This window comes from Acinetobacter sp. S4400-12, assembly GCF_024129495.1.
GTDB classification, from domain to species: domain Bacteria; phylum Pseudomonadota; class Gammaproteobacteria; order Pseudomonadales; family Moraxellaceae; genus Acinetobacter; species Acinetobacter lwoffii_C.
In genome coordinates this window covers 1-26,627 of the sequence record NZ_JAMXYB010000036.1, presented here as the reverse complement: position 1 = coordinate 26,627, position 26,627 = coordinate 1, and the positions used below count along the sequence as shown (strand labels likewise).

Genomic DNA, 26,627 nt, shown 5'->3' with positions numbered 1-26,627 from the left:
ATCGAGGCAAAAGACTGGGATTAAGATTCAATTTAATTGCGGCAATCTATAATTTGGAACTGAGTAAAAAATGATTTATGAAAGAGGTCTACTATACTGCTCAATTTTTAGAATGATTAAGGAAGCAGGATTCGATATATTCATTTATATCGGGAAGATTGGTAGTCCGGTTATATTTTTATCTGAAGTCTGAGAAATAAATCTGGAGTAACTGACCGAATGGCTCGGCTGATAAATATGCCCGGCATACATATATGTTTAAAGGGGGAAATTTTATCTTCAAGTCTTTAACTTGAAAATAGCCTAAGTATGTTGTTAATTTTAATCCTGCTTAAGCTATTGCCATAAGATAAACGGATTATTTAATTCTGCTGGTTTGCCTGATAGTCCTGAATTACTTCAAGTGCTGCGCGAAAGGCTTCCTGTGTCGCAGGTGCGCCACAATAAGGCAGACTATGGAGCAGGACTTCCTGAATTTCTTCAACAGACGCACCATTATTCAAGGCACCTCGAACATGGCCTTTAAGTTCGGTTGGGCTTTTGAGTGCGGTAAGAAATGCAAGCGTAATCAGAGAGCGGTATTTACGTGGCAATACACCTTCACGCTGCCAGGTCGAACCCCAGGCATGCTCATTAATCCAGTCTTGTAACGGCTGGGTAAAAGGCACGGTATTTTCCTGAGCACGTTGCACAAAACTTGCGCCCATCACTTCAGTACGGACTTTCAGGCCATTTTCATAATCTTGTTGTGACATTATCTTCCCTCACATTCATTATCAGTCTAGCTTAACGTTTTTAATCGTTGATACCCATAGTCAGATGGTCGTAAAAAAAGTGGCGGTTGCGCCACTTTTTTAAGGCTTTTATTTAAAAGCGCATGAAAGGTTCCTCTTCCGGTTCTTTATGATTGTGATGTTCATCTTTTGCAAGGGAGGCCACAGGCGCAGAAGAGGATTTATAGAGTCCGTTTTCAACCGCTATTTCTGGCTCCGGCTGGGCGGCTTGCGACAGATGTGGATTATCCAGTTCTAGTACCTCTTTAAGTTCCAGGTCAAAAATATCCGTCAGCATGCTGTCATAACGTTTGGCATTGTAATGACGCAGCTGTTCAGCTTCATGCTCATCAATAAAACCGTTTTGCTGTGCATCTATGAGCCGCTCTTCAAAACTCAGGCCTTTAAACTGATTTTTAGATTCGGCCTTTTTAAAACGATCCCAGAGCGGTTCTATTTCAAGTAACATATTAAAGGTAGATTCCATGCGCCCGGTAATATCATCTTCTAGAGTATTATAATAAACATGTTGTTTTAAAGACTGACGGAAGGCATTGTCTTCCATCATGCTCATGGCCACCTGCTGTCTCAGTTGATCTGATGGCTTTTTGAGTGGGCGGCCAAATGGGAAACATATTAACTTCACCATAGCTGCTGCGCTCCCTCGTGGGAAGTTTGCAAACAGGTCGTAAAATCCTTCTTGTGCAGTATAAAGTGATTTCTCTACCGCCAGCTGAGCATGTAAACGCTCAGCCTCGGTCTTTTTGCTGTGTTCAAAGTATTTCAAGATGGAGGAAGCAATAAAGAGATGCGCATGAATATCAGCCAGACGCCCAGATAGCATTTCCTTGCGTTTAATATCGCCGGCCAATAAACCCAGACACATATCGGCAGTCAGAGCAAAGTTGGCACTCAGACGGTTAATGACCTTGTAATAAGCACGGGTAAAATCAGTCGCGCTTTGAGGCGCATTACTTGAACCACCGCTAAAAGCATAAGCCAGAGAGCGGGCTGCGCGGTTAAACGTATAGCCGAGGTGCTGGAACAGTAAATTATCGAAAGGCTGTAGGGCAGTTGTCCGATCCTCTGCCTGTAATAGCTGTAATTCCTCATACAGATAAGGATGGCAGCGCATAGAACCCTGACCAAAAATCATTAGGGAGCGGCTCAGAATATTGGCACCCTCTACAGTAATGGAGACAGGAATGGCTTGGTAATTTAAAACCAAAAAGTTACGTGGACCCATCTGAATAGCACGGCCACCGACCACATCCATGCCATGATTTACCACTTTACGCATGGTTTCAGTGGCATAGTATTTGGCCATGGCCGTCATGACCGCAGGCTTACCCCCCTGATTCAGACCACATGTAACCAGATAACGGAATGCTTCCAGCATATAGGTATCACTGGCAATTTCACTATTGGCTTCCTGCACACCTTCAAATTTACCGATTGAAATCTTGAATTGCTGGCGAATGCGAGAAAAAGCGCCGACATTCAAGTAAGTCATTTCGGCACTAGCGGTAGACAGGGCAGGCAGGGAAATACCACGGCCTACCGCCAGGCATTCCATCAGCATGCGCCAACCCTTACCGGCATTTTTCACCCCACCGATAATCCAGTCCAGCGGAATGAATACGTCTTTGCCTTCAACTGTACCATTCATAAATGGCGAGCCAGGATTATGGCGTGGTCCGATTTTCACACCTTCATGACTCGCAGGGAGCAGAGCACAGGTAATCCCGTACTCGGCCTGTTCACCCAAAAGATGATCGGGATCATACATTTTAAAAGCCAGACCAATGACAGTGGCAATCGGTGCCAAGGTGATCCAGCGTTTAGAAAAGTTCATTTTAAGGCCTAACACTTCCTGACCCTCAAACTGACCATAACAAACCACGCCGGTGTCGGGGATGGCACCAGCATCTGAGCCAGCTTCGGGGCTGGTTAAGCCAAAGCAGGGAATTTCCTCACCTTTGGCCAGGCCAGGTAGATAGCGGTCTTTCTGCTCCTCGGTGCCATAATGTAAGAGCAGCTCACCTGGTCCAAGCGAGTTGGGCACCATGCAGCTAACCGCTGCAGTAAGAGAACGTGAGGAAATTTTGCTCATGACCCTGCTTTGGGCGAAGGAGCTAAATGCACGACCACCATATTCCTTGGGAATGATCAGACCTAAGAAACCGTGCTCCTTAATATATGCCCAGATAGCGTCAGGTAAAGCTTTTTGCTCATGGATTTCCCATTCATCCAGCATACTGCATAAGGTTTCAACCTCATTGTCCAGAAAAGCCTGTTCTTCAAGTGATAGTTTTGGATAAGGATAGTTATTAAAGTTTTCCCAGTTTGGAGCACCCATAAATAGTTCTTTTTCCCACCAGCTGGTACCAGAGTCCAGTGCTTCGCGTTCTGTTGGGCTGATGCTGGGCATAGCACTCGAGAGTGTCTTATACGCCGGTTTGGAAATCAGTGACAGGCGTAAAGGTGCAACGAGCAGTACTAGGCTGATGAGAATGAGTGGAATACCCAGAAGGAGTGACCAGGGACTGATAAAGGTACATACCATCGACATGACTAGCAGCACGATGGTTCCACTGCTACGTGAGAGCTGAAAATAGAAAACAGCCCATAAACTCAGGAGTAGAAGCAGTACAGCGAAAATAAAGAACATTGTTATATTTCTCCAGCGTTATGCAACAGTAGCTTTGCCTGAATTCCTCCTCTTTATTTCGCAATATTTCACAACTCTTTTTGCATCATTTGAGAATCAGGCAAGCGCAGCATTGTTCTTGTGAGAATTATCGTTTTCAAGTATTTCAACGATATCGTTAAGTCGTTTAGCTATTTTTTGAGATTGTTTGAAAAATGAACACTCTTCAAGTGAGAACGCGCAAAGAAATGTGAAGATAAGTAATGACTTAATTTTTAGTTAGTAGGCGTAAGAGGATTTAAAAACCAATCAAAGTAAATATCTTTGTTCGATCATTCAGCCCATTAAATTCTTTTATAGATATGGTCTTTAAACGTGCTAAAACGAGATTTATTTAAATACACACAAAAAAGCCCTCTAATTTAGAGGGCTTTGGCTTTAAAGCTTTTTAAGCTTCAATCGTCTGAACTGCAATTTTTTTAGCCGGGTCAGTTTTGCGGCGTACTGCTGGGACAGGTTCACCGTAATATTGACGGTCAGCGAAGTAACTTGAACGTACCATAGGTGCAGACCAGATATTCTTAAAGCCCAGTTTACGGCCGTGCTCAGCATAGCGTTCAAATTCTTCTGGGGTAACAAAGCGGTCAATTGGAGCATGCTGTTTAGATGGCTGCAAGTACTGACCAATGGTCACATAATCGACTTCATGTGCTTTCAGGTCATTGAGTAGCGCAATGACTTCTTCTTCCGTTTCACCAATACCGACCATCAGACCACATTTGGTTGGAATATCCGGGCAGTAGTCTTTAAACATTTTCAAAAGATTTAACGAGTGCTGGTAATCAGAACCCGGACGCATGGCTTTATATAAACGTGGCACAGTTTCAATGTTGTGGTTAAATACATCAGGGGGACATTCGGTCATGATACGCAGCGCGATATCCATCCGGCCACGGAAGTCAGGTACCAGAATTTCTAGCAGGGTATTTGGACTTAAAGTACGTGCTTCTTTAATACAATCCACAAAATGCTGTGCACCGCCGTCGAGCAGGTCGTCACGGTCTACGGAGGTAATCACTGCATATTTTAGCCCCAGATTGGCAATGGTTTCCGCCATATGGCGCGGTTCATCCGGATCAAGCGCATTTGGACGACCATGAGCCACGTCGCAGAATGGACAGCGACGGGTACAGATATCTCCCATGATCATAAAGGTTGCCGTACCGCCGCCAAAACATTCAGGCAGGTTCGGACAGGCAGCTTCTTCACAGACGGTATGCAGTTTCTGCTGACGAAGTGTAGTTTTAATACGCTGAACTTCTTCCGGAGCTGCCATCTTGACCCGAATCCAGTCGGGCTTCCGAGGCGTTTCAACCGTAGGAACAACTTTTACAGGAATACGAGCGACTTTCTCTGCGCCGCGAAGTTTGACCCCCTGTTCAGGTTTACGGTTCTCAGACATATTCAACTTTTCCACTATTTTGAAGGGAGATAATCACCATTAGTATTTTTTTATTATAACGAAACTTGGGCAAAATAGGGCGAAAAGGGTTATTCATTTAAAAAATGTTCTTATCACACAATATATGTAAGTTAAATACACCAAACTGACAGCAATTACGTCATAATATAGCGTAGATTAAAGCAAAATTTTTTAATTTTAAGGAGCGTTGAATGCCACGTAAGAAAGAGGTCATTAGTGGGACTTTCGTTAAGTACGATGCGGTAGTTCTAGGTTCGGGCCCTGCGGGCGAAGGCGCGGCAATGAAACTTGCCAAATCTGGCAAGCGTGTTGCAATCGTTGATATGCGTGAACAACTTGGTGGTAACTGTACTCATGTAGGAACCATTCCAAGTAAGGCATTGCGTCAAACGGTATCCAGTATTATCCGTTATCAACGTGATCCAATGTTCCAGAAAGTAGGAGACTGGAAACAGTTCACGATGAAGCAAGTGCTACGCAATGCACATAAAGTCATTCAGCAGCAGGTAGACACTCACTCACGCTTCTATGACCGTAACAAAATTGATATTTACCATGGCCGTGCCTATGTCCAGGACCAAAATACCATTTTTGTCTTTGCACCCGATGGGATTAAAGAAACGATCATGTTCCAGCAACTGGTGATTGCGACCGGTTCTCGTCCATACCGTCCGGATATTCTTGATTTCAATCATCCGCGTGTCTTTGATTCAGACAAAATTCTGGAGCTGGATTTTACCATTCAAAAAATTATTATTTATGGTGCAGGGGTAATTGGTTGTGAATATGCCTCGATCTTTATCGGCTTGGGTCATAAGGTTGATCTCATTAATACGCAGCCGAAGTTGCTCAGCTACCTAGATGATGAAATTTCTGATGCACTGTCTTACCACTTGCGTGAGCAGGGCGTGTTAATTCGTCACAATGAACAGATCGACTTCCTGGAAACTTCAGATGACTATGTGATCTTGCATACTCAAAGTGGCAAGAAAATCAAAGCAGATGCCATTTTATGGTGTAATGGTCGTTCAGGTAATACGGATGGTTTAGGCCTGGAAAATGTGAACCTGAAACCAAATAGCCGTGGTCAACTGACGGTGAATGATCAATATCAGACCGAAGTTGAAAATATCTATGCTGCGGGTGATGTGATTGGCTGGCCTTCACTGGCTTCTGCTGCCTATGACCAGGGCCGCTGTGCCGGTGCAAACATGAACGGTGAGGAAAACGTCGCACCAGTTACGGATATTCCAACAGGAATTTATACCATTCCGGAAATTTCATCTATCGGTAAAACTGAACAACAGTTAACCGAAGAGAAAATCCCATACGAGGTGGGGCAGGCGTCATTTCGTCATCTGGCACGCGCGCAGATTACCGGGGATACCGTTGGGGAATTGAAGATCTTGTTCCATCGTGAAACTTTAGAAGTTTTAGGGGTACATTGTTTTGGTAATAACGCTTCAGAAATTATCCACATCGGTCAGGCTGTGATGAACAGCCCGCACAATACCATCAAGTATTTTGTGGAAACCACCTTTAACTATCCGACTATGGCGGAAGCTTATCGTGTAGCAACATTAAATGGCATGAACCGTCTGTTCTAATCACCCGGTTCAGTTGTCAATAAAAATCCCTCAATCAAAGCAGATTGAGGGATTTTTGTTTTTTCTGATTTTTTTTAACTTTAAAATTTTGACTAAAGTAATTGTTCTACACTTCTTTGTGAATGATCAGGCAGCCATTTTTCGGCATTCAACCGCACAGCGACGGCAAGCTTCTGCACATTGCTGGCAGTGTTCATGCTCATGTTTGCCGCATTCTTCTGCGCAGTATTCACAGGCCTGAGCGCAAAGCTCACAAATTTCTTTCATAAAATGAGATTGTTTCTGCTCCATGCGGGCACAGAGCTGGCAAATATCTGCACAGTCCAGACAGCGTTGAATACATTCCCGCATCATCTCCAGATCTTCTTCTTTTAAACAGGCACTTGCACAATAGGTACAGGCAAGGGAACAGGTCATACAGGTTTTCACGCAATCTGCAAACTGGATATCATTCATCTTCCTCTCCTTGAGTGATTGGATTTAGGAATAAGCTAATCAGAAAAAGGCATATACACTAGGCGGATTAGGTGAGGAAAAGTAAAATAATCATAGGTTTTGTTACGTAATTTTAGAAGTAGATTGCCGCTTGTTTAAATTTAAGCCAGCAGAAATATAAACTGAATAACTCTTAAAAATCAAATCAATAGAGTAGAATTTGAATGGTAAAAAATACGGATTAATGGCTTCGGCCATTATCGCAGGCGGATGAGTTTTTAGTAGCGGTAATGTGAGAAAATTCAGCGTCTATGAAATCTAAAGAGTTTATAACTTTATGAAAAATTATATAAAAATAAATAATGGGTCGGAGTTTTTAGATTGGACAAGACTAATTTTACAAACACTTAGAACAGGTTGCATCTTTGAGTTTTTGCCAATCAGTGCGCGCAAAAAGCCTGATTAAAATATTCAAACAGCTGGGGTGTCTGACTCCAGAGCAGAATAGCCAGAATCAGTAATAAGATTAGGGCAACGATGATCAAGAGCTTTAGTAGCGCAGTAGAATCAGTCATGGACAATTTGCTCCTCATTAACCCAGAAATGCACCCATACCCCGAAAATACTCAAAGCAATCGACAGCATCCAGACTGCATTATAATTACCGCTTAAATCGTGGTTAAGACCACCGAGCCATCCACCAAAAAACGAACCGACCTGATGGGTAAAGAATACTATACCACTCAGCATTGTCAGGTATTTTACCCCAAACATATTTGCCACAATACCATTGGTCAATGGTACGGTAGAGAGCCATAACAGCCCCATAATGATACCAAAGGCATATACCGTCCAGGTGCTTAAAGGCAGGAGTAAAAAAGCACCGATCGCAATCGCCCGCAGGCCATATAATCCCATCAGCAAATGAGGCTTGGAATATTTTCCGCCCAGCCAGCCGGCAGTATAAGTCCCTACAATATTAAACAGTCCCACCAGTGCCAAGAAAGCCGTACCTGTCGTGGTATTAAAGCCATGATCAATCAGGTAGCCAGGTAAGTGAATGCCAATAAAAACCACCTGAAAACCACAAACAAAAAAGCCCATGGCCAGAAACCAGAACGGTTTATGATTTTTAACGACCACAAGAATCTGTTTAAAGCTAAGCGGGCTTTTAGATGCAGTAGCTACGGCATTTGGATCAACATACATAGGTGCCTTTAGCATCCAGGCCAAGGGGATAATCAGGGCAATTAAAATGGCACTGACCACCAAAGCGGCTGACCAGCCTACATTTTGTAAAAGGAGCAGAGTCGAAGGCAGCATAATAAACTGGCCAAAGGAACCGGCTGCACTGGCAATACCCATCGCCAGACTGCGTTTTTCTGGCGGAGCTGCCCGACCTACGGCAGATAATAATACCGGAAATGAGGTCGCAGATAAGGCTAATCCGAGAATCACTCCCACACTCAGGTTTAATAATAGCCCCGTCGAACTGACTGCCATGAGCAGCAAACCAAGTGTATATAAGACTCCACCCACCGCAACGACAATTTTACTGCCATATTTGTCAGCAATGGCGCCAGTTACGGGCTGGACTGCACCCCAGATCAGGTTCTGCATGGCAATTGCCAGACTAAAAACATTATGACCCCAGCCAAACTCCTCGCTCATTGGCATCAGATAGAGTCCAAAGGCATGACGGATACCTAAGGACAGTGCCAAAATTATGGCAGCACCAATTAGCATAAAAATGAGTGTTCTGGAAAATTGACTGTCAGCCATAAGTGCGTCGTGAATATAGAGTTAATTGTTATAGTATTCGATTCAATCAGGGGAGGCGATAAAATAAAAATTAATTGAATTATAATTTTTATTTATGAAAATTTAAAGTTTTATAGCTTAAAGTAGATTATAAAAAAGCAGAGTCCATGCTCTGCTTTTTAGCACAAGAGGGCTAGAAGCGAATACCAATACCTGCATAAGCGAGAATAGGATTAACCTCAATTTCTGCCTTAGATTCAATTAGTTTCCCGAATGTTGAGTCAGTGACAGTAATCGTTGTCTCATTATTTAAATGAGCATAAGACAGTGAACCTACCGCGAACCATCGGTCATTAAAATCATAAGTAAAACCGACAGTGGCAACCGGAGCGAAGGTATCCTAAGCTTCGACTTTTACTTTTGGATTTGCCTTGCTATTTGGTTTATTTTCTAAAGATGCGCCCGCTTTCCCATCGAGAATATTTGCAATCATATGTCCGGCAGCAATCAGATCTTGTTCTGTTCGAGGGTTAATTTCAAGCTCATTAAAATAAGCATACAGCAACCCTAAGCCAACATAGGGGCGGAATTTATTCACGCCAGTTTTTCCGAAGTGGTATTGAAACTCAAAAGCAGGTGTCCAGGCACGTGCAGAAGCGGCTGCACCATAAGCTTCTAAGTCTGTAATTTCAATATCTTTCTTTAACTCAATCTCTAGTGGAAGGGTAATGCTTCCCAGTGTAGGAGTAGCAGTGCCAGAGAAAGGAGCAAAAATCTTCCCTTTTCCTTGCAGATCAACTTTAGGGGGAATACCGGCTTTCATTTCGAAAGAAACATTATCGGTAAAGAAGTAGTTGGTCATGATCCCTAAGGTGGTCACATCATCTGCTTCTAAGCCACTCCCAGAATTGTTCCATTCAGAAAGACCATTGATCTGTGTCGTTCCACTCATTCCAGCAGGTAATGTGCCTCCAGTAAAAAAGCCAATTCCTTCTAATAAAATTTTGACTGCTTCCTGTTTTTCATTTGGATCAAGATTATTTAAAACGGTGTCTACCTGAATAGGGCCATTGGTATAGCTTTTCCCATTCTCGACCGCCGTATTGACTTTAAAAGGTTGAGCTTTGCCTTGTGGCATGACATGTAAGGCACCGACGGATACAGAAAAGCGTTTAAAGCCATCCCCATCTTGCAAGCTGAAATAAGGTGAATTTGCATGTGCAAGCACGGGTAAAGAGGCCATACCTGCCATACAAAACATTATTGTTTTCATTAAACCAGAACTCCATGTTCGTTGTGTTTCTTTGTTTTTGTATTGAACAATTTATGTGAATATCATCAAAAAACTCAGCTGCTGAACAAGTAGCTAAAAGTAACGAACGGGTTGTGTTTGGTAAGCAGTATGACTATTGGGTTAATTTGTGAGGTTTTTGTGTAATAACAAGTGGGATATAGGGTAAAAATTGAATTTCTGAGCGGGTCAAACTTTGCTTATTCAGCTTGCATCGAACCTGGAAATTAGCATTTTCTAGCTTTTTTATGAAGTTTTTTTGAAAAAAATATATAGATTTTGAGATTTAAAAAGGCTTTTATTTTAATTTTGAGCCAAGAAAGTGAGAAATTTAACTAGAACGAGTTGTACCCAGGAGTGCTCATTTTTTTGTACAATAGAACGCATAAATTATTGAGTAGATCACATGAATTCGCAAAATTCTCCCAAAAAAAAGCCGCTGGTTAATTTGCCCTTTCCTGTAAAACAGGCCGAGCAGTCTGCTGCAGAGGAAGTCTTGGAAGATCTGAGACCAAAACCTCAGCGTTATGCAGACCGTACCTGGATGCCACCACGTGGCACCCGTCGTGCGATGGGAAAACGTTAAGCACTCTAAACATTAGAGCGTCGGACATAATAAAGCCATGAGGATCATGGCTTTTTTTATACTTTTTGAATTATCTTAAACTTTTACGTGCCTTATTTTCTGGTTTGGGCGGCGAAATTTCCCGTTCCCCCTTCCAGACATCAATAAAGTCTTTTTCATTGATATTATACAGCTCTAATAAAGCCAAAATCACCGCGCCAAATAACATTGCACCTTCTGAGTTATCTTGAAAATCAAATATTTTCCCTCTTAGATTGTGCAGAATATCTTCAATTTCAAAAACCCGCTCTCGTCCATTGCTATCTGTTGGATAAGTCTGGGTATTTAAAAGGATTTTGGCCAGACTTTTTTCATTTTCACTTAGGGCAAGGACTTCAATCAGTTCATCTGTGGCCGGCGTGAAAATCACAGAGTCTCGAAAAATGGTATGCAGAAACTTTGCTGTCACTTTAGGGAGCGGCTTTTCTACAAAAGGACGGAACGATTGCGGCAAAATGACATTATGGGAAATGCCTTTGAACATGGGCGCGATTTCTTCGACTTTATAGCCGGCAATACCGCATCCAATTGAAGTAATAAAATACTTTATTTTAGGATGGTTCTTGGTGTAAAGCTTGAAGTCATCAATATAGTGCTGAATTTGCGATAACGGCATTTGCTGTAAATGCTCATTCATGGTCGGAATGGCATAACTCTGACCGGACCAGCCACGCCCCACACCCATTACTGCACCAAAGTGTTCTAGTGCTGTTCTAGCAGCACCTCCACCATGCTGGCCTGCCATGTTACTTCCAAATACAAAAACAGTGTTTTCTGGCAGGGATTTAACAATACTTTCATTATGATAATGGTAAGTCATGGCTTTTTATTCGCTGTCCTGATTAGCTTCATGTTGCCTTTGAAATCAATAAGGGTCAAGGCATTATTGTTGCAGAGCTACCCAAACAGATACGTCAAAATTCCGCCAATAATCCAGAATAGGATACCGATCAAACCTAAATAGAGTTGTTGTCTGAAAATGCTTAATTTATTGTTTTGCATAAGTGACATCTTTTATAAAAAATATTTATTCAATAAGGTCTCGATGACCAGAAGCAAATAGAAAAGACCCACACAAAATATGACAGTGCCCATATAGCGAAACTGATTTTTAAAAGCGATTTCTCGATATTCTTGATCTTTCATTTTTTGTCTATTTCTTATGATTTTGTAGATATTACTTTCATAATTTTAATTTTTTTTGATGATTTGTCAAACGAGATCGTGATTAAAGTGCTAGCCAATAATGAATAGTAATATTGTTTTATTTACCAAACAGAAACCTGGCCAGGGATTGAGTAATTCAGATTTGCCCTCATAATAAATTGCATCGATATCCGCAGTGAATTTATTGAAGCTATGAGTGATAAAAAGCCCTTTGAACTAGTGACCAGTTATCAACCTGCGGGTGATCAGCCGCAAGCCATTGAAAAGCTGGTGAAGGGAATTGAACAGGGCTATCACGATCAGCTTCTGCTTGGAGTAACAGGTTCTGGTAAAACCTATACCATGGCCAATGTGATTGCACGTACCCAGCGTCCGACCATTGTCATGGCACATAATAAAACGCTGGCTGCACAGCTTTATGGGGAATTTAAGGCATTTTTTCCGAATAATGCGGTTGAGTATTTCGTCAGTTATTATGACTATTATCAGCCTGAGGCCTATGTACCATCTTCCGATACATTTATCGAGAAAGATTCGGCCATTAATGACCATATTGACCAGATGCGTCTTTCTGCCACACGTGCATTGTTGGAACGCCGTGATGCGATTATTGTCGCCTCGGTTTCTGCAATTTATGGTTTGGGTGATCCGAATGCCTATATGAGCATGTTACTACATGTGGTAGAAGGAGACCGGATCAGCCGCGATGATATTATTCGCCGACTGGTCGAGATGCAATACACCCGTAATGAGCTTGAATTTTTACGTGGTACTTATCGGATTCGCGGCGAAATCATCGATATTTTCCCGGCAGAGTCGGATCAGGATGCTATCCGTATTGAACTGTTTGATGATGAAGTTGACTCGATCCGCTGGTTTGATCCTTTAAGCGGAAAAATGATTCGTAAAGTGCCACGGGTTACGATCTATCCAAAAAGTCATTATGTGACGCCTAAAGACAATCTGGCACGAGCTATTGAGACGATTCGGGAAGAGCTGAAAGAACGTTTGGTATTTTTTCGTGAAAATGACAAGCTGCTTGAAGCACAGCGGATTGAGCAGCGTACCCGTTATGATCTGGAAATGATGCAGCAGCTCGGCTATACCAATGGCATTGAAAACTATTCTCGGCATTTGTCCGGTCGTCCGGCAGGCGAAGCACCTCCAACTTTATTTGATTATATTCCCGATGATGCCTTGCTGATTATTGACGAATCGCATGTGACCGTACCGCAAATTGGCGCCATGTATAAAGGTGACCGTTCCCGTAAAGAAAATCTGGTGAATTATGGCTTCCGTCTACCAAGTGCACTGGATAACCGCCCAATGAAATTTGAAGAGTGGGAACGTATTATTCCTGCTACGGTGTATGTTAGTGCCACGCCTGCACGTTATGAACTGGAAAAATCCCAGCAGATTGTCGAGCAGGTGGTGCGCCCGACAGGTCTGATTGATCCGGAAATTGAAATTCGTCCGGTACTGACTCAAGTCGATGATGTATTGTCTGAAATTAATTTGCGTAAAGATCTCGATGAGCGGGTGCTGGTAACGACTTTGACCAAACGCATGGCCGAAGATCTCAGTTCTTATTTAAAAGAATATGGGGTGAAGGTGGCTTATCTGCACTCAGACATTGATACCGTGGAGCGTGTCAAAATTATTCATGAGCTGCGTACCGGTGTTTATGATGTACTGGTCGGCATTAACCTGCTACGGGAAGGTCTGGATATGCCGGAAGTGTCCCTGGTTGCAATTCTCGATGCCGATAAAGAAGGCTTCCTGCGCTCAGAGCGTTCTCTCATTCAGACGATTGGTCGGGCTGCGCGTAACCTGAAAGGTAAAGCGATTTTGTATGCAGATCGTATTACTGACTCGATGCAAAAAGCCATTGATGAAACTGATCGCCGTCGCACCAAACAGATTCAATTTAATAAAGAACATGGAATTACACCGCGTAGCGCTGTGCGTCAGGTCATTAAGGAAATTGATACGGGTGAAGACTTAAGTGATGATTCAATCACCTTAAAAGCTTCTGATCAGGCACGTGCAATTAGCGCAGATGAACGCCATATTATGGCGGACCCGAAACTGTTTGCTAAACATATCAGTAAGCTGGAAAAAGAAATGCTCAAAGCTTCCAAGGATTTGCAGTTTGAGCAGGCTGCGCGGATTCGTGATGAAATTTTACGCCTGAAAGCCCAGATGCTGAGCTAAAACTCACTCACCATTCATCCTATAGTCCGCTTAAAATCAAGCATAAATCTAACATAATGCTACATAAAACCGGATTGAAGCACGTTAAGGTGAGTTTATAAAATTGCTTACAAATTGTGATCAGACTCGTGTCATAGGTATAGATATGAAAAATAAAAATATCCCTCGTGCGGGGTTTAAACTTGCAAAAATTGCGGTGGGTGGTGCAGTGCTGGTTGGTTTGGGTATGGCGACGATGTCCTATGCACAAAAAGCGCCATTGCCTACCGTTGAAAAGGTAGAGCTGGATCGCTACTTGGGAACCTGGTATGAGGTGGCGCGTAAGCCGCTTGTTTTTCAGCAAAAGTGTGATCGTAATGTCACGGCTACTTATACCTTAAATGAAAACGGCAACGTCACTGTAGATAACCGCTGCGTCCAGAAAAATGGTCAGGTGATGCAGTCATTAGGGGAAGCATATATTCAGAATCCCCCGTACAATAGCAAACTCAAGGTCAGCTTCTTACCCGAGTTTATCCGCTGGTTACCGGTTGGTCGTGGCGATTACTGGGTATTAAAACTTGATGATCACTATCAGACCGTACTCGTTGGAGAGCCGAGGCGTAAATATATGTGGGTATTGTCACGTGATCCACAGCTTGATCAAAAGGTGCTTAATGAATATCTGCAATATGCTCAATCGATAGGTTATGACTTAAGCGATCTGATCCGAACCAAACAGATTCAGACTACTGAGCCTTAAAAGTTAAGCTCATAAAAACCATGTCCAAGCATGGTTTTTTTACGGCTGCTGTTTCTGATTTTTTTACTTATATTCAGGAAGTTGAATAGCGGGATGTTCAAGCTTTATTTTTGACTAATCGCTATAATATGCCTGAAGTTTTATAGGTTAAAAGCATGTATAAAGGGATCGCATTATCAGTACTGGCATCTGTGGTGTTTGGTGTCTTGTATCTTTTTACCCCGTTTATGCAGCCTTTGGACAGCGAACAGACCTTTGCCTGGCGAATGCTGGCCACCATTCCATTCCTGACTGCATTTATGTGGTGGTCAGGCGATTTAAAATATATCAGCCATATCTTTCAGCGCATTCTGAAAGAGCCGATGTTTTTAGTCTGGTTACTTTTTAGTTCATTTTTATGTACCACCCAGCTTTGGTTGTTTTTGTGGGGGCCGATTAATGGGCGTGGCCTGGAAGTTTCCTTGGGTTATTTTCTATTGCCCCTGGTTATGGTTCTGGTTGGATGTGTAATCTATAAAGAAAAGTTGTCACACTGGCAGATAGCCGCAGTAGCGCTTGCTATATTGGGTGTAGGACATGAAATCTGGCGGGTTGGTGCCGTTGCCTGGGAAACGGTCTATGTTGCATTGGCGTATCCGCTGTATTTCTTTATGCGCCGTAAATTCCAGACTGATCATCTGGGCGGTTTCTGGTGGGATCTGTTTTTAATCTTACCTGTTGCGATTTATTTGGGCTTTGTTCATAGCGATTCCATGCAGCTGATTCTTGAAGCACAGCACCTTGTTGTGGTGGTCATTGTCTTGGGTTTTTTAAGTGCATTAGGACTGGGAAGTTATATTCTGGCCAGCCGTTATTTGCCTTTTGTCATTTTTGGATTACTCAGCTATTTGGAACCTGTGTTGCTGGCCTTTGCGTCTATGGCGTTGGGCGAGCGGATTGGGGCGGGTGAATGGCTGACTTATATTTCCATTTGGCTGGCGGTATTGCTACTGGTCATTGAAGGCGTACTGTACCTGCTGGAACAGCATAAACGGCGCTTGGAGCTGGCGCGAAATCTGGAAAAATATCCAGACTACTTGGACCCTTCAGATCGGGATTGAATGAATAAACAACATTTAACAAAAAAGTTGTTTCTATGCCAAATATGCTGTTTCATTTATTTTTAAAAGCAAAATCATTTGACTAATTATAGCTATTTTTAAAATTTATAGTGAATATACGAAATTTTCCTCAAGAGTTATTCAGCTTTTGATTCAAACTTGCGGCTAATTCCATTACAATTATCAGGTTTTGAAATTTATGCTTAGATTTACAATTAATTAGAGGACGTATCTGTGAGTAAAGACACTATCGTTGCCCTTCATGCAGAGCACCAAGGTCGTTGGAAAAACCGTGAGGAACTTGCGGAGCGTATGATTGCCCTGATGGGTCAGTTGTATCGTGAAAAAAATATTGTAGCTACAGTTTACGGCCGTTCTTTAATTAACCGTTCTGTGATCCAGATTCTTAAGGCACATCGCCGTACTCGCGTATTAGATGTTGAGCTTTCTGTAGTAGATACTTTCCCAATTCTTGAAGCATTGGTTAAAGTGCAAAACATTGGTACTGCTGAAATTGATCTAGGCAAACTGGCTGTTGAATACAAAGAAAAAGGCGGCGATATTGATGCCTTTGTTGCAGATGCCGTGAAATCTCTTGAAGGCAGTGCTACTTCTGTTGAAGGGAAAGATGTCGTTCTTTACGGTTTCGGTCGTATCGGCCGTATCCTGGCACGTTTGATGATCAGCCAGTCAGGTCTTGGTCGTGGCTTGAATCTGAAAGCAATCGTGGTTCGTAAATCATCTGACGGTGACCTGGAAAAACGTGCGTCTTTATTACGTCGTGATTCTATCCATGGTCCGTTTGCAGGCACAATTTCTGTAGATGAAGAGAATGAAGCGATCATTGCAAATGGTCAGTTCATCAAAGTGATCTATGCATCAAATCCGTCTGAAGTAGATTACACTGCTTACGGCATTGAAAATGCACTTGTGATCGATAACACCGGTAAATGGCGTGATGCTGAAGGTCTTGCTCAGCACTTGCAATGTTCGGGCGTTGCTCGCGTAATTCTGACTGCACCTGGTAAAGGTGATATGAAGAACGTGGTATTTGGTGTGAACCAGGCGGACATTCTTGATGAAGACAAGATTATCTCTGCTGCAAGCTGTACCACCAATGCGATCACTCCAACGCTAAAAGTATTACATGACAAATACACCGTATTAAATGGTCATGTTGAAACCGTTCACTCGTTCACAAACGACCAGAACTTAATTGACAACTACCATAAAGCGGATCGTCGTGGCCGTGCAGCAACGCTGAATATGGTTATTACTGAAACTGGTGCTGCTAAAGCAGTAGCGAAAGCACTTCCAGCGCTTCAAGGTAAACTGACAGGTAACTCTGTACGTGTTCCTACTCCGAACGTATCTCTTGCTATTTTGAACCTGACTTTGGATAAAGAAGTTGATCGTGATGAAGTAAATGAATACATTCGTCAAATTTCAATTAATTCTAACCTTCAAGGTCAAATCGGTTATACAAACTCTACAGAGGTTGTATCTTCTGACTTTATCGGTTCGCGCACGGCAGGTGTATTTGACGCGCAAGCGACTATTACTTCAGGTAACCGTTTAACTGCTTATGTATGGTATGACAACGAAGTTGGCTATAGCTGCCAAGTACTTCGTATCGCTGAACAGATGGGCGGCGTAAGCTATCCAAAAATTCCAGCTGAAACTAATGCATAACTAGATTCTAGTCAAAAAAAGAGCCTCAAATGAGGCTCTTTTTATTTTAGGGTGAGATGTATAGTAGATTATGAATGGCTGCCACATGTCATTTTCTATCGCTTGCCTATTGCCACAAAGCCACTGGTTTAGATCCACATCAAATTAAAAAATAAATTACCATTGGAAAGATTCAAAATATCCTGTGGTTCATTCGCTTTGAGGGCAATGATCAGCGCTGGCTTAAGTGCTTTGATAAGCTCGATTTAATATAAAAATAATCATCAGAAAGTTAATTCAGATTTGCGTAACATATAGCAAATGTGCGGTACTAATTTGGTTAGGCTGATAGCTGCAGGGCTTTAAAATCATGCAAAATAGTCTATGTCCTGATCTCTATAGGAGAGATGAAATGATCAATATAGCCAAGAATACTATCTGCCTTTGGTACGATGACAATGCCGAGGAGGCCGCAAAATTTTATGCTGAGACCTTTCCGGACTCTTTTGTCAGTGCGGTTCATCGCGCCCCTGGAGACTATCCTGCAGGAAAAGAGGGAGATGTGTTGACTGTTGAATTTACCGTGCTGGGTGTTGCATGCGTTGGGCTTAATGGCGGTCCTGCATTCACGCATAACGAAGCTTTTTCATTTCAAGTCGCTACTGAAGATCAAAGTGAAACTGACCGTTATTGGAATGCAATTGTCGGTAATGGAGGTCAGGCAAGTGACTGCGGTTGGTGTAAGGATAAGTGGGGGATTTCATGGCAAATTACACCGGTTGCTTTAACGCGAGCATTTACCAGTTCTGACCGTATGGCTGCCAAGCGGGCATTTAATGCAATGATGACGATGAAGAAAATTGATGTTGCAGCAATTGAGGCAGCCTTTCGAGGTTGAATGCATTGATCACAGCCTGAGTAATCTACTTTTAAGCTGCATCGCTAAAAAGTCTTTAAGGAATATAGATCGGAGAAATGTCATCATCTGGTTTTAGCGCAAGGTTTTAAGCTAAAAATGCCTTTCAGTTTTTTCTTGAAGGGCATTTTTACCAGTCAATTGGGAGTCTGTTGTTATTTAAATAGAAACTGCCAACAGGGTCTGGTCTGAGCTTTAAGTTGAAGCGGTATTAAACAAGTGATTTAAACATTAAAAAGTGGACAAAATGTATTTTACAAAGCAAGAAATTATGTTAATAAATAGTAAGAGATTTTTCATTAAAATCTCTTTATCTCAGGAGGAGATAATTCAAAGAAGCCTATAAAAAATAATGAAAGGAGTTTTAAGATGCTTCAATTATTAAGAAAACTATTTTGTTTACACATTTATGAATACCAGCAAATGGAGGAAATCGGGGCAGATCGGGAGTGTCGCAAGTGTGGGACTTGTAAAGACTAAAGATAAGAGCATAAAAAATATAAAAAGTGAGCTTCAGCTCACTTTTTATTTGTGCATGAATATATATCCGTTAAAATTATCGTGAAAAATTTAACGGATACCGGAAGAAAATGGCCAAAGATTTCTATGCACAAACATATATTGTCGATAGTAATTTAGCAGATACTTTACACTGGCTGAGCTTGCATCAAGATTGTTATGATTTCTTTCATTATGATGCGCTATCCCAAGAACTGACTGTCTATCATGCCAATGGTGTTGATCAGGTTCGAATAGGGGACTATCTGAATGCAAGCTACGGAATTTTGATCACCGCCCATAATTTTGCGACGGTGAGCTCTGAATAACAGGAAAGAATTATGAGGCGCTGGCAATGGCCTCATCAGCCATAGCATCGGTGGCTAATGTGCGGATACTTGGTTTAGGCTGTTCGGCAACAAGTCCCAGTTTGTCAAAAAGCTGCTGGTCACGGCCTTTGGCAGTATTTGGGGTCGTCAATAACTTCTCACCCGAGAAAATCGAATTGGCACCTGCCATAAAAGCCAACGCCTGATCGGAATCAGTTAAAGATTCACGGCCAGCTGAAAGACGGATATAGCTCTTTGGCATCAGGATACGTGCTACGGCAATGGTGCGAATCCATTCAATAACATCTAGTTTCTCGACATCTGCCATTGGTGTGCCTTCAATCGGTACCAGCATATTAATCGGTACAGACTCCGGATGAATAGGTAAGGTGGCAAGCTCAAACAATAAGCCAATACGGTCATTGCGGCTTTCGCCCAGCCCGACAATCCCGCCACTACAAACTTTTAGACCTGCTCCACGAACATGATCCAGGGTATTCAGGCGATCATCAAAACTACGAGTACTGATAATATGGGAATAGTATTCACGAGAAGTATCCAGATTATGGTTGTAATAATCCAACCCCGCTTCTTTTAAACGGTCAGCCTGAGAGGCATTTAACATACCCAAAGTCATGCAGGTTTCCAGCCCCAGTGCTTTGACTTCGCGAACCATCTCCAGTACATAAGGCATATCGCGTTCATGCGGATTGCGCCAGGCTGCGCCCATACAGAAGCGTGAGCTGCCCGAAGCTAGGGCCTCTTTGGCTTCCTGAATGACTTTTTCAACTGCAATACGTTTTTCAGCTTCAAGTTTAGAATCATAATGCGCTGACTGAGAACAGTATTTGCAATCTTCAGGACATTTTCCGGTTTTAATGGAAAGCAGGGTACTAACCTGGATGCTATTGGCATCAAAATATTCACGATGGGTACGCTGGGCTTGAAATAAAAGGTCCATAAGAGGCTGTTGATACAGAGTTTCTATCTCTTCTCGTGACCAATCATTCCGTAAAGGCTGGTGAGTACTCATATTTTTGTCCTTGGATCTATCCATATGATTTATCATTCTTACATCTTAAGTAAAACTTAGAGCAGCTTCATTAGCAAAATATGACCTTATAGAAAAAACAAAGCCCACACAAGGTGGACTTTGCATTGGACTGTTAAGTTGGAGATTATTCGCGATGATTTCCATGAATATTCTGATTCTGTAAATCCGTACGATGTTGCTTGTCCAAGATACGCTCATCCTGTTCGTGCTGATTGTTTTTTGGGGAGTTAAGTGGACCTTGTTGTGGCTGCTGCTGTTGCTGCTTCTGATCTTGCAGTTGGTCCAGCTGTTCCTGATTTTGATCTTTAGATGATTTTTGCATATTCACCTCCGGTCTAATATCCGTCTGTCTTTTTTTATGCCACAGCTTGAAGGAAAGATGTGTAAGGCTTTGACGGAAAAGTGTGAACCGAAGTAAAAATTGAAAATTATCGTGATTTTATCAGTTGTTCTTGAATGGCCCAATCGATATGTTCTTGCACAAGCTCATCATGCAGATCACGCCGCTCAGTTAAGGCCTGTAAAATAGCTGCACTAAAAGGTGCATTCCCAAGGCCGATGGCGATATTACGCATAAAGCTCTGGTAGCCCGTCCGGCGAACTGGACTGCCTTCGGTTGAACTTAAAAAAGTGGCTTCATCCCAGTTCCATAGCTCCAGCAAACTAAGCTGATCCAGCCCATGTCGCGGATAAAAATCTTCCACGGAAGTGGTCTGGGCAAAGCTGTTCCATGGGCAGATCAGTTGGCAATCATCGCAGCCGAAGACCCGGTTACCAATTTCACGTCTTAAGTTTTCAGGAATAATTCCTTTATACTCAATAGTCAAATAGGCAATACAGCGCCGTGCATCTAGCATATAAGGTTCTACAATAGCCTGAGTGGGGCAAATATCAATACATGCAGTACAGGAGCCACAATGCTTGGTTGCAGGCTCATCAAAAGGCAGTTCAAGTGAGCTAAACAGTTCACCGAGAACAAAAAATGAGCCGGATTTTTGCTGGATTAGCAGGGTATGTTTTCCGGTCCAGCCCATACCTGCGCTTTCAGCCAGAGATTTTTCAAAAATAGGGGCGGAGTCAGCAAAAGGCCGCGATTCAAATTCACCTATTTTTTCACGGATTTTGGCTGCCAGGTTTTTTAGCCGTCCGCGCATAGTTTTATGATAGTCACGGCCCCGTGCATAACGGGCAATAATGGCGGAATTGGGTGCAAACGGAATCATGCGCGGCTCAGGCACCTCTACCAGATAATCCATTCTCACACAAATGATGGATTTGGTATTTGGAACCAGTAATGCGGGGTTGGCGCGCTTCTCCAGATTGTCTTCCAGAAACTTCATGTCGCCATGATAACCACGATCTAGATATTCTTGCAGGCGTGCTAATTCTGCTTGAGCATCCGGTTTGGCAATGACACAATCAGAAAAGCCCAGTTCTCGTGCTTGCGCTTTGATCCAGGCTTTGAGTTCGCCAGGATCGTGTTGATAAACTGGTATTTGCGCTTGAGAAGTGGGTGTAGTCATAAACCAGAAGCAGGGAAGGAAAAATGCAGTCTCCAGTTTACCATAGCCAGGATGTACAAGCATGGGAGCAGCGCTGGTTTGCCCGGCAAAATAGTACGTATGGTTTAATGCAGCAGGTCGCCTGGCTGATCAGTCAGCGCTTGATTGCTTTATTCGAGACTCAAAAAATCCGAACAATTGCAGTATGTTGCGGGCAGGGTAATAATGCTGGTGATGGTTATCTGGTGGCAAAGTATTTAAAGCAGGCTGGGTTTCAGGTAGACATTTATGCTGCCGAAGCGGGTCCCTCTCAAGAACTGCACTACGCTGTTCAGGAAAGTCAGCAAGCGGGCCTACAAATTTATCAAAATTTTAATTTTCAAAAAGAATATCAGGTTTATGTGGATGCCTTATTTGGTATTGGCCTGAACCGAAAACTGGATACAAACTGGCAGCATATTATTCAGAAGATCAATCAGCAGCCCGGATTTAAAGTGTCTATTGATATTCCCAGCGGTTTGCACGCCAATACCGGACAGCCTTTGCCTGTTGCCGTCAAAGCCGATTACTGTTTCACGGTATTGGGCTTAAAAGCCGGATTATTTACTGGAAAAGGCAAAGCATATAGTGGCAAGGTTGAGCTGATCTCGGTCATTCCTGCCGATTCTGAGCTTCAAGCACTGGCACAGCTTGCACCTACTGATATTTATTTACCGAAGCGCGAAGCCTTTGGTCATAAAGGTAGTTATGGTCATGTTCTGGTGATTGGGGGACATGCCGATATGGGCGGTGCAGTGATGATGGCTGCTGAAGCGGCCTTTGTGGCCGGAGCAGGTAAAGTGACGGTGATCTGTAATGCTAGACATCATACAGCGATTTTAGCACGTGCACCGAATATCATGGTGCGTGATATCAATGCGCTCAATCAAGAGCAGCGCGCAGCTCTACTACAGCAAGTCGATGCAGTCTGTTTTGGTATGGGGCTAGGGCGTGATGTATGGGCAGAACAGCAATATACCGCCTGGTTTGATTTGCTTCAGCAAAGTAATTTGGAAGTTGTGCTGGATGCAGACGCATTATGGTTTCTGGCCAGACAGCCCCAAAATTTAAATCATAAAACCTATGCCACACCACATCCCGGCGAGGCAGCCACTTTACTGGGTTGTCATACGGATCAAGTCGAAGCAGACCGTATACAGGCAATCTGGCAGCTGCAAAAACACTATCAGGGTCAATGGGTACTTAAAGGTGCAGGTAGCCTGATTCTGGAAGATCAGCTCTATATTTGCACTGCTGGCAACGCCGGGATGGGCACCGGAGGTATGGGAGATGTCTTGGCAGGCATGATTGCCAGTCTGAAAGCACAGTTTGCCAATCAGCTCAGTTTACATGACATAGTGACTTTGCATGCTCTAGCAGGAGACAGTCTGGCCCAAGCCGGGGAGCGCGGTTTGCAGGCGCAGGAGATGAAGCACACGATTTATCAAGTTATTAACCGGGAAGAACACTAAAATGCCAACCTTAAAAATTACTGATTGGTGATTTTAAGGGGATAGGATTTGCCGCTGGTTTGAACAGCAGGTGACTGAACTGGACCTGAAAGACCATATCGGAAGTTTAGCTACCGGCTAAGTCAAAGTGATAATATTAGGCCCAGAAAAGATTATTCAGAAAATACTCCAGCTAAGCCTGACTGGACCATTAGATGCAGACTTAACCGAAGTTCAGTGGCATGTTTTAGATATAAATAGCTTGGATATTCAAGATTTTTTAGATTTTAAGTTAAAGTTTAACGGCGACGACTGCTGACCCGACTACGTCCACGTGCCATCCCGCCGAGTGCATTCAGTACTGCCATTTTACTCATGCTGCCTGAAGCATGAGCATGACAAATTGCAGCAGCCAGCGCATCGGCAGCATCTTGCTGGGGCTTAATGGTCAAGTTAAGAATCCGCATGACCATCATCTGTACCTGTTCTTTATCTGCCGCCCCATAGCCCACTACCGACTGTTTAATTTGCCGCGCTGTATATTCAGCGACTTTTAGGTCCAGATTGACCAGTGCTGCAACGGCTGCTCCACGAGCTTGGCCCAGTTTAAGGGCAGAGTCGGGGTTCTGCGCCATAAAGACCTGTTCTACAGCCGCCTCAGTTGGCCCATAAAATTTGACAATACGCTCTACACCCGCAAAAATCCGCTTTAAGCGTTCAGGCATTTCTGTTGTTTCAGTTCTGATGGTGCCTGCATCGACAAAAGTCAGTTTTGAGCCTTCTTTTTGAATAATTCCGTAGCCAGTTAAACGTGAGCCGGGATCAATCCCGATAATTAATGACATGCCTGCACTTTAAAACTAAAATAATGCCCATATTGTTACATAAGCGTATCAAAAAAGCTTGATCCTGATGAAGCAGTTGATTACGGCATCTTAATATTTATTGAACTGAGATCAGATTAATTTTCATGAAATTATTTCTTATTATCCTTGCAGGCTTAATCCTCGAAGTATTTGTGTGGATTGGCGTGGGTGACCTCGTCGGGAGCATGTGGTACGTATTTTTCTGGTTTATTGCCGCGTTTTTTATAGGCATGAACATGATCCGCAAATATTCTGCGGGAGTTATGCCACAAATGCAGCAGATGCAAATGGGACAAATGAGTGCAGATCCTGCATTATCGTCGAATTTGCCTAAAATTCTGGCAGGTTTTTTCCTGTTAATTCCAGGCCTGATTACGGATGTGTTGGCGCTATTGATGCTGATCCCACCTGTTCAGCAAGCCTTTAAGGTTGCCATGATGAAAGTGATGATGAAGCGTCAACAGGCCATGATGGAAAAAATGATGGGCGGTATGATGGGGGATATGGGCAGCCCTCAAGGTCAAAACCCGTTTTCTGAGCTGATGCGTCAAATGCAGGATATGCAAAACCAGCAAGGACGTAGTGACTCAACGATTATTGATGGTGAAGCACGCGAAGTGACTCCCGATGCCAAAAAAATTGGAATGAAAGATGTCGGTCCAAAAAAAGATTAGGACACACTGCTGAGTATTTCAGGCCGAATCCGATGATTCGGCTTTTTTATGGGAACTTTCTCATTCTTTGAAGCAAAGTTATAATCAGTTTTTATACAGAGATGAGATTTGAATGTCTTTGCTTTTTACCATTTGTCTCCTTCATTTTGTTGCTCAACTAAGCCCAGGTCCAGATGTTCTCCTTATTGCGAAAAGTGCAGCCTCCACCAGACGAACCAATGCCTTAAAGATTATTGCCGGGATTTCACTCGGCATTGTGGTATGGGTGGTATTAACGCTGGCCGGTTTCACGGTGTTAATACACCAATTTCCCTGGATTCAGCAGCTACTGATGGTAGTAGGTGGGCTGTTTCTGGCAAAAATGGGGTGGGCCATGCTAAGTGGAGGCTGGCAAAGTTTTAAAAATCGGCATCAAACAGCTGATGATAGCAAGGCAATGGATGAGCCAAAAAGCTATTTCACATTGGGCTTATTCACCAACCTGTCTAACCCCAAGACATTGATTTATTTTAGCAGTGTATTTTCACTGGCATTAAGTTCAACGGCCTCACAGTACCTTAAGGCTCAACTGACAGTGATTATTCCGCTGCAAACTTTCATTACCTTTAGCTTGCTGATGTTGCTGATTTCCCGGCCCAAGATTAAAAACCTATATCAACGCTCAAGCAGTTATATTGATATTGCCTCGGGTGGGTTATTTCTGATCTTTGCTCTCTGGCTTTGGTACGATGCATTGGTTTTGATGAATTAGTCTGGTTTTTGAGCAGGTGGGATTATCTTTTTTTCTTCAGGCATGAAGTAGAAAACCTCCTGCTTCTGGCTATTTGTATAGCGATTGGGCTTTAGGGCGGTTACTGTATTTTCTGAATCTTGATAGCGGCGACTGCGATTGGCACGCTCGCGTAAACCACCTTTTTTAATCAACTGAACCATAAGTAAAAATACTCATCTGCAAAAAAGCAGTATAGCAAATCCTGAACTGGAGAGAAAAACAGGAGAGGGCGGGAGATAGGATTTTAAATGCTAATCTAAGTGCATAAAAAGACCTGATAAACATCAGGTCTAGGTTATCGGATGTTAAGTCAGTTTAGCGAAAACGTTTATTTTCTTCTTGTAGTACATCCAGAATGCTCAAGTGAGCAGGCTTTTCCTGTTGAGACTGGATGTAAACATGTACAGCTTTAAAGACAAGTGCTGTAACGAGGCAGGCAACCAGACAAAAAATCCAGAAACCAAAAGGACTGCGAATATGGTGTGAACCGCAATGTGGACATGATTTTTCTGTGGAGTCGACCACTTTTTCGCAGCACGCACAATGATATTGATATTGCACTGTTCTTCTCCCGGGATATTATCCTTTTTATTTTTGATCATGAAAGAGGAGGTTGTGGCTTCATCATAGGACAGCTTTTTAAAGCTGACAATACGAGATTGCCGACAATAACATACAGATAATAGATGATAAAAATTAATTACAGGCCAAGTAGAGCAATTAAAGGGAAATAAAAAAGGGGAATAATAAAAAATAATTGATCAAACTTTAAATTAAAAAGTAATTTTTAAAAGATGACATGATAAAAAGTCCGCATTAAGCGGACTTCCTTCAGTCAATTTGAAATTATTGTCCTGAGCGTATCATGTAATCGAAGGCAGACAGCGAGGCTTTTGCACCTTCACCGGTGGCAATGATAATCTGCTTGTAGGGAACTGTAGTACAGTCACCCGCAGCAAACACACCTTTCATGCTGGTTTCATTGCGCTCATTGATCACAATCTCAC

The 26,627-nt window shown here is 42.8% G+C and carries 24 protein-coding genes and 2 pseudogenes; 11 read left to right on the top strand and 15 right to left on the bottom strand.

The window, feature by feature from the left end; translation table 11 throughout:
- Nucleotides 1-362: 362 nt before the first annotated feature.
- The 3 genes from NI461_RS12055 to lipA form a co-directional block, all read right to left on the bottom strand.
- The gene (locus NI461_RS12055; protein ID WP_174659585.1) at nt 363-755 is read right to left on the bottom strand and encodes a carboxymuconolactone decarboxylase family protein; all 393 of its coding nucleotides are present in this window, start codon (nt 753-755) and stop codon (nt 363-365) included.
- 112 nt (nt 756-867) lie between these two features.
- Nucleotides 868-3,444, bottom strand: coding sequence for an acyl-CoA dehydrogenase (locus tag NI461_RS12050; protein WP_174659586.1), 2,577 nt, complete (start codon nt 3,442-3,444; stop codon nt 868-870).
- 427 nt (nt 3,445-3,871) lie between these two features.
- Nucleotides 3,872-4,885 (bottom strand): lipoyl synthase, encoded by a 1,014-nt coding sequence (gene lipA, locus NI461_RS12045; RefSeq protein WP_174659587.1) that lies wholly within the window; start codon nt 4,883-4,885, stop codon nt 3,872-3,874.
- 212 nt (nt 4,886-5,097) lie between these two features.
- Between lipA and sthA the strand changes: the two genes are divergently transcribed.
- Nucleotides 5,098-6,513, top strand: a complete 1,416-nt coding sequence (sthA, locus tag NI461_RS12040; RefSeq protein WP_151203842.1) for a Si-specific NAD(P)(+) transhydrogenase — start codon at nt 5,098-5,100, stop codon at nt 6,511-6,513.
- Between the two features lie 126 nt (nt 6,514-6,639).
- Here sthA and NI461_RS12035 read toward each other — a convergent pair whose 3' ends face one another.
- The 4 genes and pseudogenes from NI461_RS12035 to NI461_RS12025 form a co-directional block, all read right to left on the bottom strand.
- Nucleotides 6,640-6,969: a four-helix bundle copper-binding protein gene (locus NI461_RS12035; protein ID WP_174659588.1), complete on the bottom strand. Its 330-nt coding sequence runs from the start codon at nt 6,967-6,969 to the stop codon at nt 6,640-6,642.
- A gap of 419 nt (nt 6,970-7,388) precedes the next feature.
- Nucleotides 7,389-7,523: a hypothetical protein gene (locus tag NI461_RS14225; protein WP_257234967.1), complete on the bottom strand. Its 135-nt coding sequence runs from the start codon at nt 7,521-7,523 to the stop codon at nt 7,389-7,391.
- Entirely contained in the window at nt 7,516-8,730 is a 1,215-nt protein-coding gene (locus NI461_RS12030; RefSeq protein WP_174659589.1) for an MFS transporter, read from the bottom strand. The genes NI461_RS14225 and NI461_RS12030 overlap by 8 nt, the downstream gene beginning before the upstream one ends.
- Nucleotides 8,731-8,902: 172 nt before the next feature.
- Nucleotides 8,903-9,982: pseudogene (locus NI461_RS12025) on the bottom strand (OmpW family protein).
- 424 nt (nt 9,983-10,406) lie between these two features.
- Here NI461_RS12025 and NI461_RS12020 point away from each other — a divergent pair.
- Complete coding sequence (locus NI461_RS12020; RefSeq protein ID WP_174659591.1) at nt 10,407-10,586, top strand: hypothetical protein; 180 nt, start codon at nt 10,407-10,409, stop codon at nt 10,584-10,586.
- Nucleotides 10,587-10,656: 70 nt separating this feature from the next.
- On the opposite strand, the gene NI461_RS12015 is transcribed toward NI461_RS12020, so the two are convergent.
- On the bottom strand, nt 10,657-11,445 hold the full coding sequence (locus NI461_RS12015; RefSeq protein ID WP_174659592.1) for a hypothetical protein: 789 nt from the start codon (nt 11,443-11,445) through the stop codon (nt 10,657-10,659).
- 539 nt (nt 11,446-11,984) lie between these two features.
- Here NI461_RS12015 and uvrB point away from each other — a divergent pair.
- The 6 genes from uvrB to NI461_RS11985 all read left to right on the top strand — a co-directional run bounded on the left by uvrB (nt 11,985) and on the right by NI461_RS11985 (nt 19,262).
- The gene (gene uvrB, locus NI461_RS12010; protein WP_151204555.1) at nt 11,985-14,006 is read left to right on the top strand and encodes an excinuclease ABC subunit UvrB; all 2,022 of its coding nucleotides are present in this window, start codon (nt 11,985-11,987) and stop codon (nt 14,004-14,006) included.
- 145 nt (nt 14,007-14,151) lie between these two features.
- On the top strand, nt 14,152-14,748 hold the full coding sequence (locus NI461_RS12005) for a lipocalin family protein (RefSeq protein WP_151204554.1): 597 nt from the start codon (nt 14,152-14,154) through the stop codon (nt 14,746-14,748).
- 155 nt (nt 14,749-14,903) lie between these two features.
- Nucleotides 14,904-15,848, top strand: coding sequence for an EamA family transporter RarD (gene rarD, locus NI461_RS12000; protein WP_174659593.1), 945 nt, complete (start codon nt 14,904-14,906; stop codon nt 15,846-15,848).
- A gap of 234 nt (nt 15,849-16,082) precedes the next feature.
- Nucleotides 16,083-17,540: a glyceraldehyde-3-phosphate dehydrogenase gene (locus tag NI461_RS11995; RefSeq protein ID WP_151204550.1), complete on the top strand. Its 1,458-nt coding sequence runs from the start codon at nt 16,083-16,085 to the stop codon at nt 17,538-17,540.
- Nucleotides 17,541-17,931: 391 nt separating this feature from the next.
- Nucleotides 17,932-18,417 carry a VOC family protein gene (locus NI461_RS11990; RefSeq protein ID WP_174659594.1) on the top strand — a complete coding sequence of 162 codons (486 nt, stop codon included), beginning with the start codon at nt 17,932-17,934 and terminating at the stop codon, nt 18,415-18,417.
- 608 nt (nt 18,418-19,025) lie between these two features.
- On the top strand, nt 19,026-19,262 hold the full coding sequence (locus tag NI461_RS11985) for a hypothetical protein (RefSeq protein ID WP_174659595.1): 237 nt from the start codon (nt 19,026-19,028) through the stop codon (nt 19,260-19,262).
- Between the two features lie 10 nt (nt 19,263-19,272).
- On the opposite strand, the gene bioB is transcribed toward NI461_RS11985, so the two are convergent.
- From bioB to queG, 3 genes are all read right to left on the bottom strand, one after another.
- Nucleotides 19,273-20,295: a biotin synthase BioB gene (bioB, locus tag NI461_RS11980; RefSeq protein ID WP_151206790.1), complete on the bottom strand. Its 1,023-nt coding sequence runs from the start codon at nt 20,293-20,295 to the stop codon at nt 19,273-19,275.
- Between the two features lie 145 nt (nt 20,296-20,440).
- Nucleotides 20,441-20,638 carry a hypothetical protein gene (locus NI461_RS11975; protein ID WP_151206791.1) on the bottom strand — a complete coding sequence of 66 codons (198 nt, stop codon included), beginning with the start codon at nt 20,636-20,638 and terminating at the stop codon, nt 20,441-20,443.
- A gap of 106 nt (nt 20,639-20,744) precedes the next feature.
- Nucleotides 20,745-21,839: a tRNA epoxyqueuosine(34) reductase QueG gene (gene queG / locus NI461_RS11970; RefSeq protein WP_174659596.1), complete on the bottom strand. Its 1,095-nt coding sequence runs from the start codon at nt 21,837-21,839 to the stop codon at nt 20,745-20,747.
- Between the two features lie 23 nt (nt 21,840-21,862).
- Between queG and NI461_RS11965 the strand changes: the two genes are divergently transcribed.
- Nucleotides 21,863-23,329 carry an NAD(P)H-hydrate dehydratase gene (locus NI461_RS11965; protein ID WP_174659597.1) on the top strand — a complete coding sequence of 489 codons (1,467 nt, stop codon included), beginning with the start codon at nt 21,863-21,865 and terminating at the stop codon, nt 23,327-23,329.
- Between the two features lie 278 nt (nt 23,330-23,607).
- Here the strand turns inward: NI461_RS11965 and ruvC are convergent, their stop codons facing one another.
- Nucleotides 23,608-24,153, bottom strand: a complete 546-nt coding sequence (gene ruvC / locus NI461_RS11960; protein WP_151204539.1) for a crossover junction endodeoxyribonuclease RuvC — start codon at nt 24,151-24,153, stop codon at nt 23,608-23,610.
- A 125-nt stretch (nt 24,154-24,278) separates the two neighbouring features.
- Between ruvC and NI461_RS11955 the strand changes: the two genes are divergently transcribed.
- On the top strand, nt 24,279-24,848 hold the full coding sequence (locus NI461_RS11955) for an FxsA family protein (RefSeq protein WP_151204538.1): 570 nt from the start codon (nt 24,279-24,281) through the stop codon (nt 24,846-24,848).
- Between the two features lie 112 nt (nt 24,849-24,960).
- Nucleotides 24,961-25,599, top strand: a complete 639-nt coding sequence (locus NI461_RS11950) for a LysE family transporter (RefSeq protein ID WP_174659598.1) — start codon at nt 24,961-24,963, stop codon at nt 25,597-25,599.
- Here NI461_RS11950 and NI461_RS11945 read toward each other — a convergent pair.
- The 3 genes and pseudogenes from NI461_RS11945 to NI461_RS11935 all read right to left on the bottom strand — a co-directional run.
- Nucleotides 25,596-25,781: a hypothetical protein gene (locus NI461_RS11945; RefSeq protein WP_174659599.1), complete on the bottom strand. Its 186-nt coding sequence runs from the start codon at nt 25,779-25,781 to the stop codon at nt 25,596-25,598. The genes NI461_RS11950 and NI461_RS11945 overlap by 4 nt on opposite strands.
- Nucleotides 25,782-25,935: 154 nt before the next feature.
- On the bottom strand, nt 25,936-26,181 hold the full coding sequence (locus tag NI461_RS11940) for a hypothetical protein (protein WP_151204535.1): 246 nt from the start codon (nt 26,179-26,181) through the stop codon (nt 25,936-25,938).
- 285 nt (nt 26,182-26,466) lie between these two features.
- Nucleotides 26,467-26,627 (bottom strand): annotated as a pseudogene (locus NI461_RS11935) (pyridine nucleotide-disulfide oxidoreductase); the annotation flags it as partial.

Bases quoted from the DNA above. Each gene is read 5' to 3' on its own strand.
- NI461_RS12055 (WP_174659585.1), bottom strand. From the start codon at position 755: ATGTCACAACAAGATTATGAAAATGGCCTGAAAGTCCGTACTGAAGTG.
- NI461_RS12050 (WP_174659586.1), bottom strand. From the start codon at position 3,444: ATGTTCTTTATTTTCGCTGTACTGCTTCTACTCCTGAGTTTATGGGCT.
- lipA (WP_174659587.1), bottom strand. From the start codon at position 4,885: ATGTCTGAGAACCGTAAACCTGAACAGGGGGTCAAACTTCGCGGCGCA.
- sthA (WP_151203842.1), top strand. From the start codon at position 5,098: ATGCCACGTAAGAAAGAGGTCATTAGTGGGACTTTCGTTAAGTACGAT.
- NI461_RS12035 (WP_174659588.1), bottom strand. From the start codon at position 6,969: ATGAATGATATCCAGTTTGCAGATTGCGTGAAAACCTGTATGACCTGT.
- NI461_RS14225 (WP_257234967.1), bottom strand. From the start codon at position 7,523: ATGACTGATTCTACTGCGCTACTAAAGCTCTTGATCATCGTTGCCCTA.
- NI461_RS12030 (WP_174659589.1), bottom strand. From the start codon at position 8,730: ATGGCTGACAGTCAATTTTCCAGAACACTCATTTTTATGCTAATTGGT.
- NI461_RS12020 (WP_174659591.1), top strand. From the start codon at position 10,407: ATGAATTCGCAAAATTCTCCCAAAAAAAAGCCGCTGGTTAATTTGCCC.
- NI461_RS12015 (WP_174659592.1), bottom strand. From the start codon at position 11,445: ATGACTTACCATTATCATAATGAAAGTATTGTTAAATCCCTGCCAGAA.
- uvrB (WP_151204555.1), top strand. From the start codon at position 11,985: ATGAGTGATAAAAAGCCCTTTGAACTAGTGACCAGTTATCAACCTGCG.
- NI461_RS12005 (WP_151204554.1), top strand. From the start codon at position 14,152: ATGAAAAATAAAAATATCCCTCGTGCGGGGTTTAAACTTGCAAAAATT.
- rarD (WP_174659593.1), top strand. From the start codon at position 14,904: ATGTATAAAGGGATCGCATTATCAGTACTGGCATCTGTGGTGTTTGGT.
- NI461_RS11990 (WP_174659594.1), top strand. From the start codon at position 17,932: ATGATCAATATAGCCAAGAATACTATCTGCCTTTGGTACGATGACAAT.
- NI461_RS11985 (WP_174659595.1), top strand. From the start codon at position 19,026: ATGGCCAAAGATTTCTATGCACAAACATATATTGTCGATAGTAATTTA.
- bioB (WP_151206790.1), bottom strand. From the start codon at position 20,295: ATGAGTACTCACCAGCCTTTACGGAATGATTGGTCACGAGAAGAGATA.
- NI461_RS11975 (WP_151206791.1), bottom strand. From the start codon at position 20,638: ATGCAAAAATCATCTAAAGATCAAAATCAGGAACAGCTGGACCAACTG.
- queG (WP_174659596.1), bottom strand. From the start codon at position 21,839: ATGACTACACCCACTTCTCAAGCGCAAATACCAGTTTATCAACACGAT.
- NI461_RS11965 (WP_174659597.1), top strand. From the start codon at position 21,863: ATGCAGTCTCCAGTTTACCATAGCCAGGATGTACAAGCATGGGAGCAG.
- ruvC (WP_151204539.1), bottom strand. From the start codon at position 24,153: ATGTCATTAATTATCGGGATTGATCCCGGCTCACGTTTAACTGGCTAC.
- NI461_RS11955 (WP_151204538.1), top strand. From the start codon at position 24,279: ATGAAATTATTTCTTATTATCCTTGCAGGCTTAATCCTCGAAGTATTT.
- NI461_RS11950 (WP_174659598.1), top strand. From the start codon at position 24,961: ATGTCTTTGCTTTTTACCATTTGTCTCCTTCATTTTGTTGCTCAACTA.
- NI461_RS11945 (WP_174659599.1), bottom strand. From the start codon at position 25,781: ATGGTTCAGTTGATTAAAAAAGGTGGTTTACGCGAGCGTGCCAATCGC.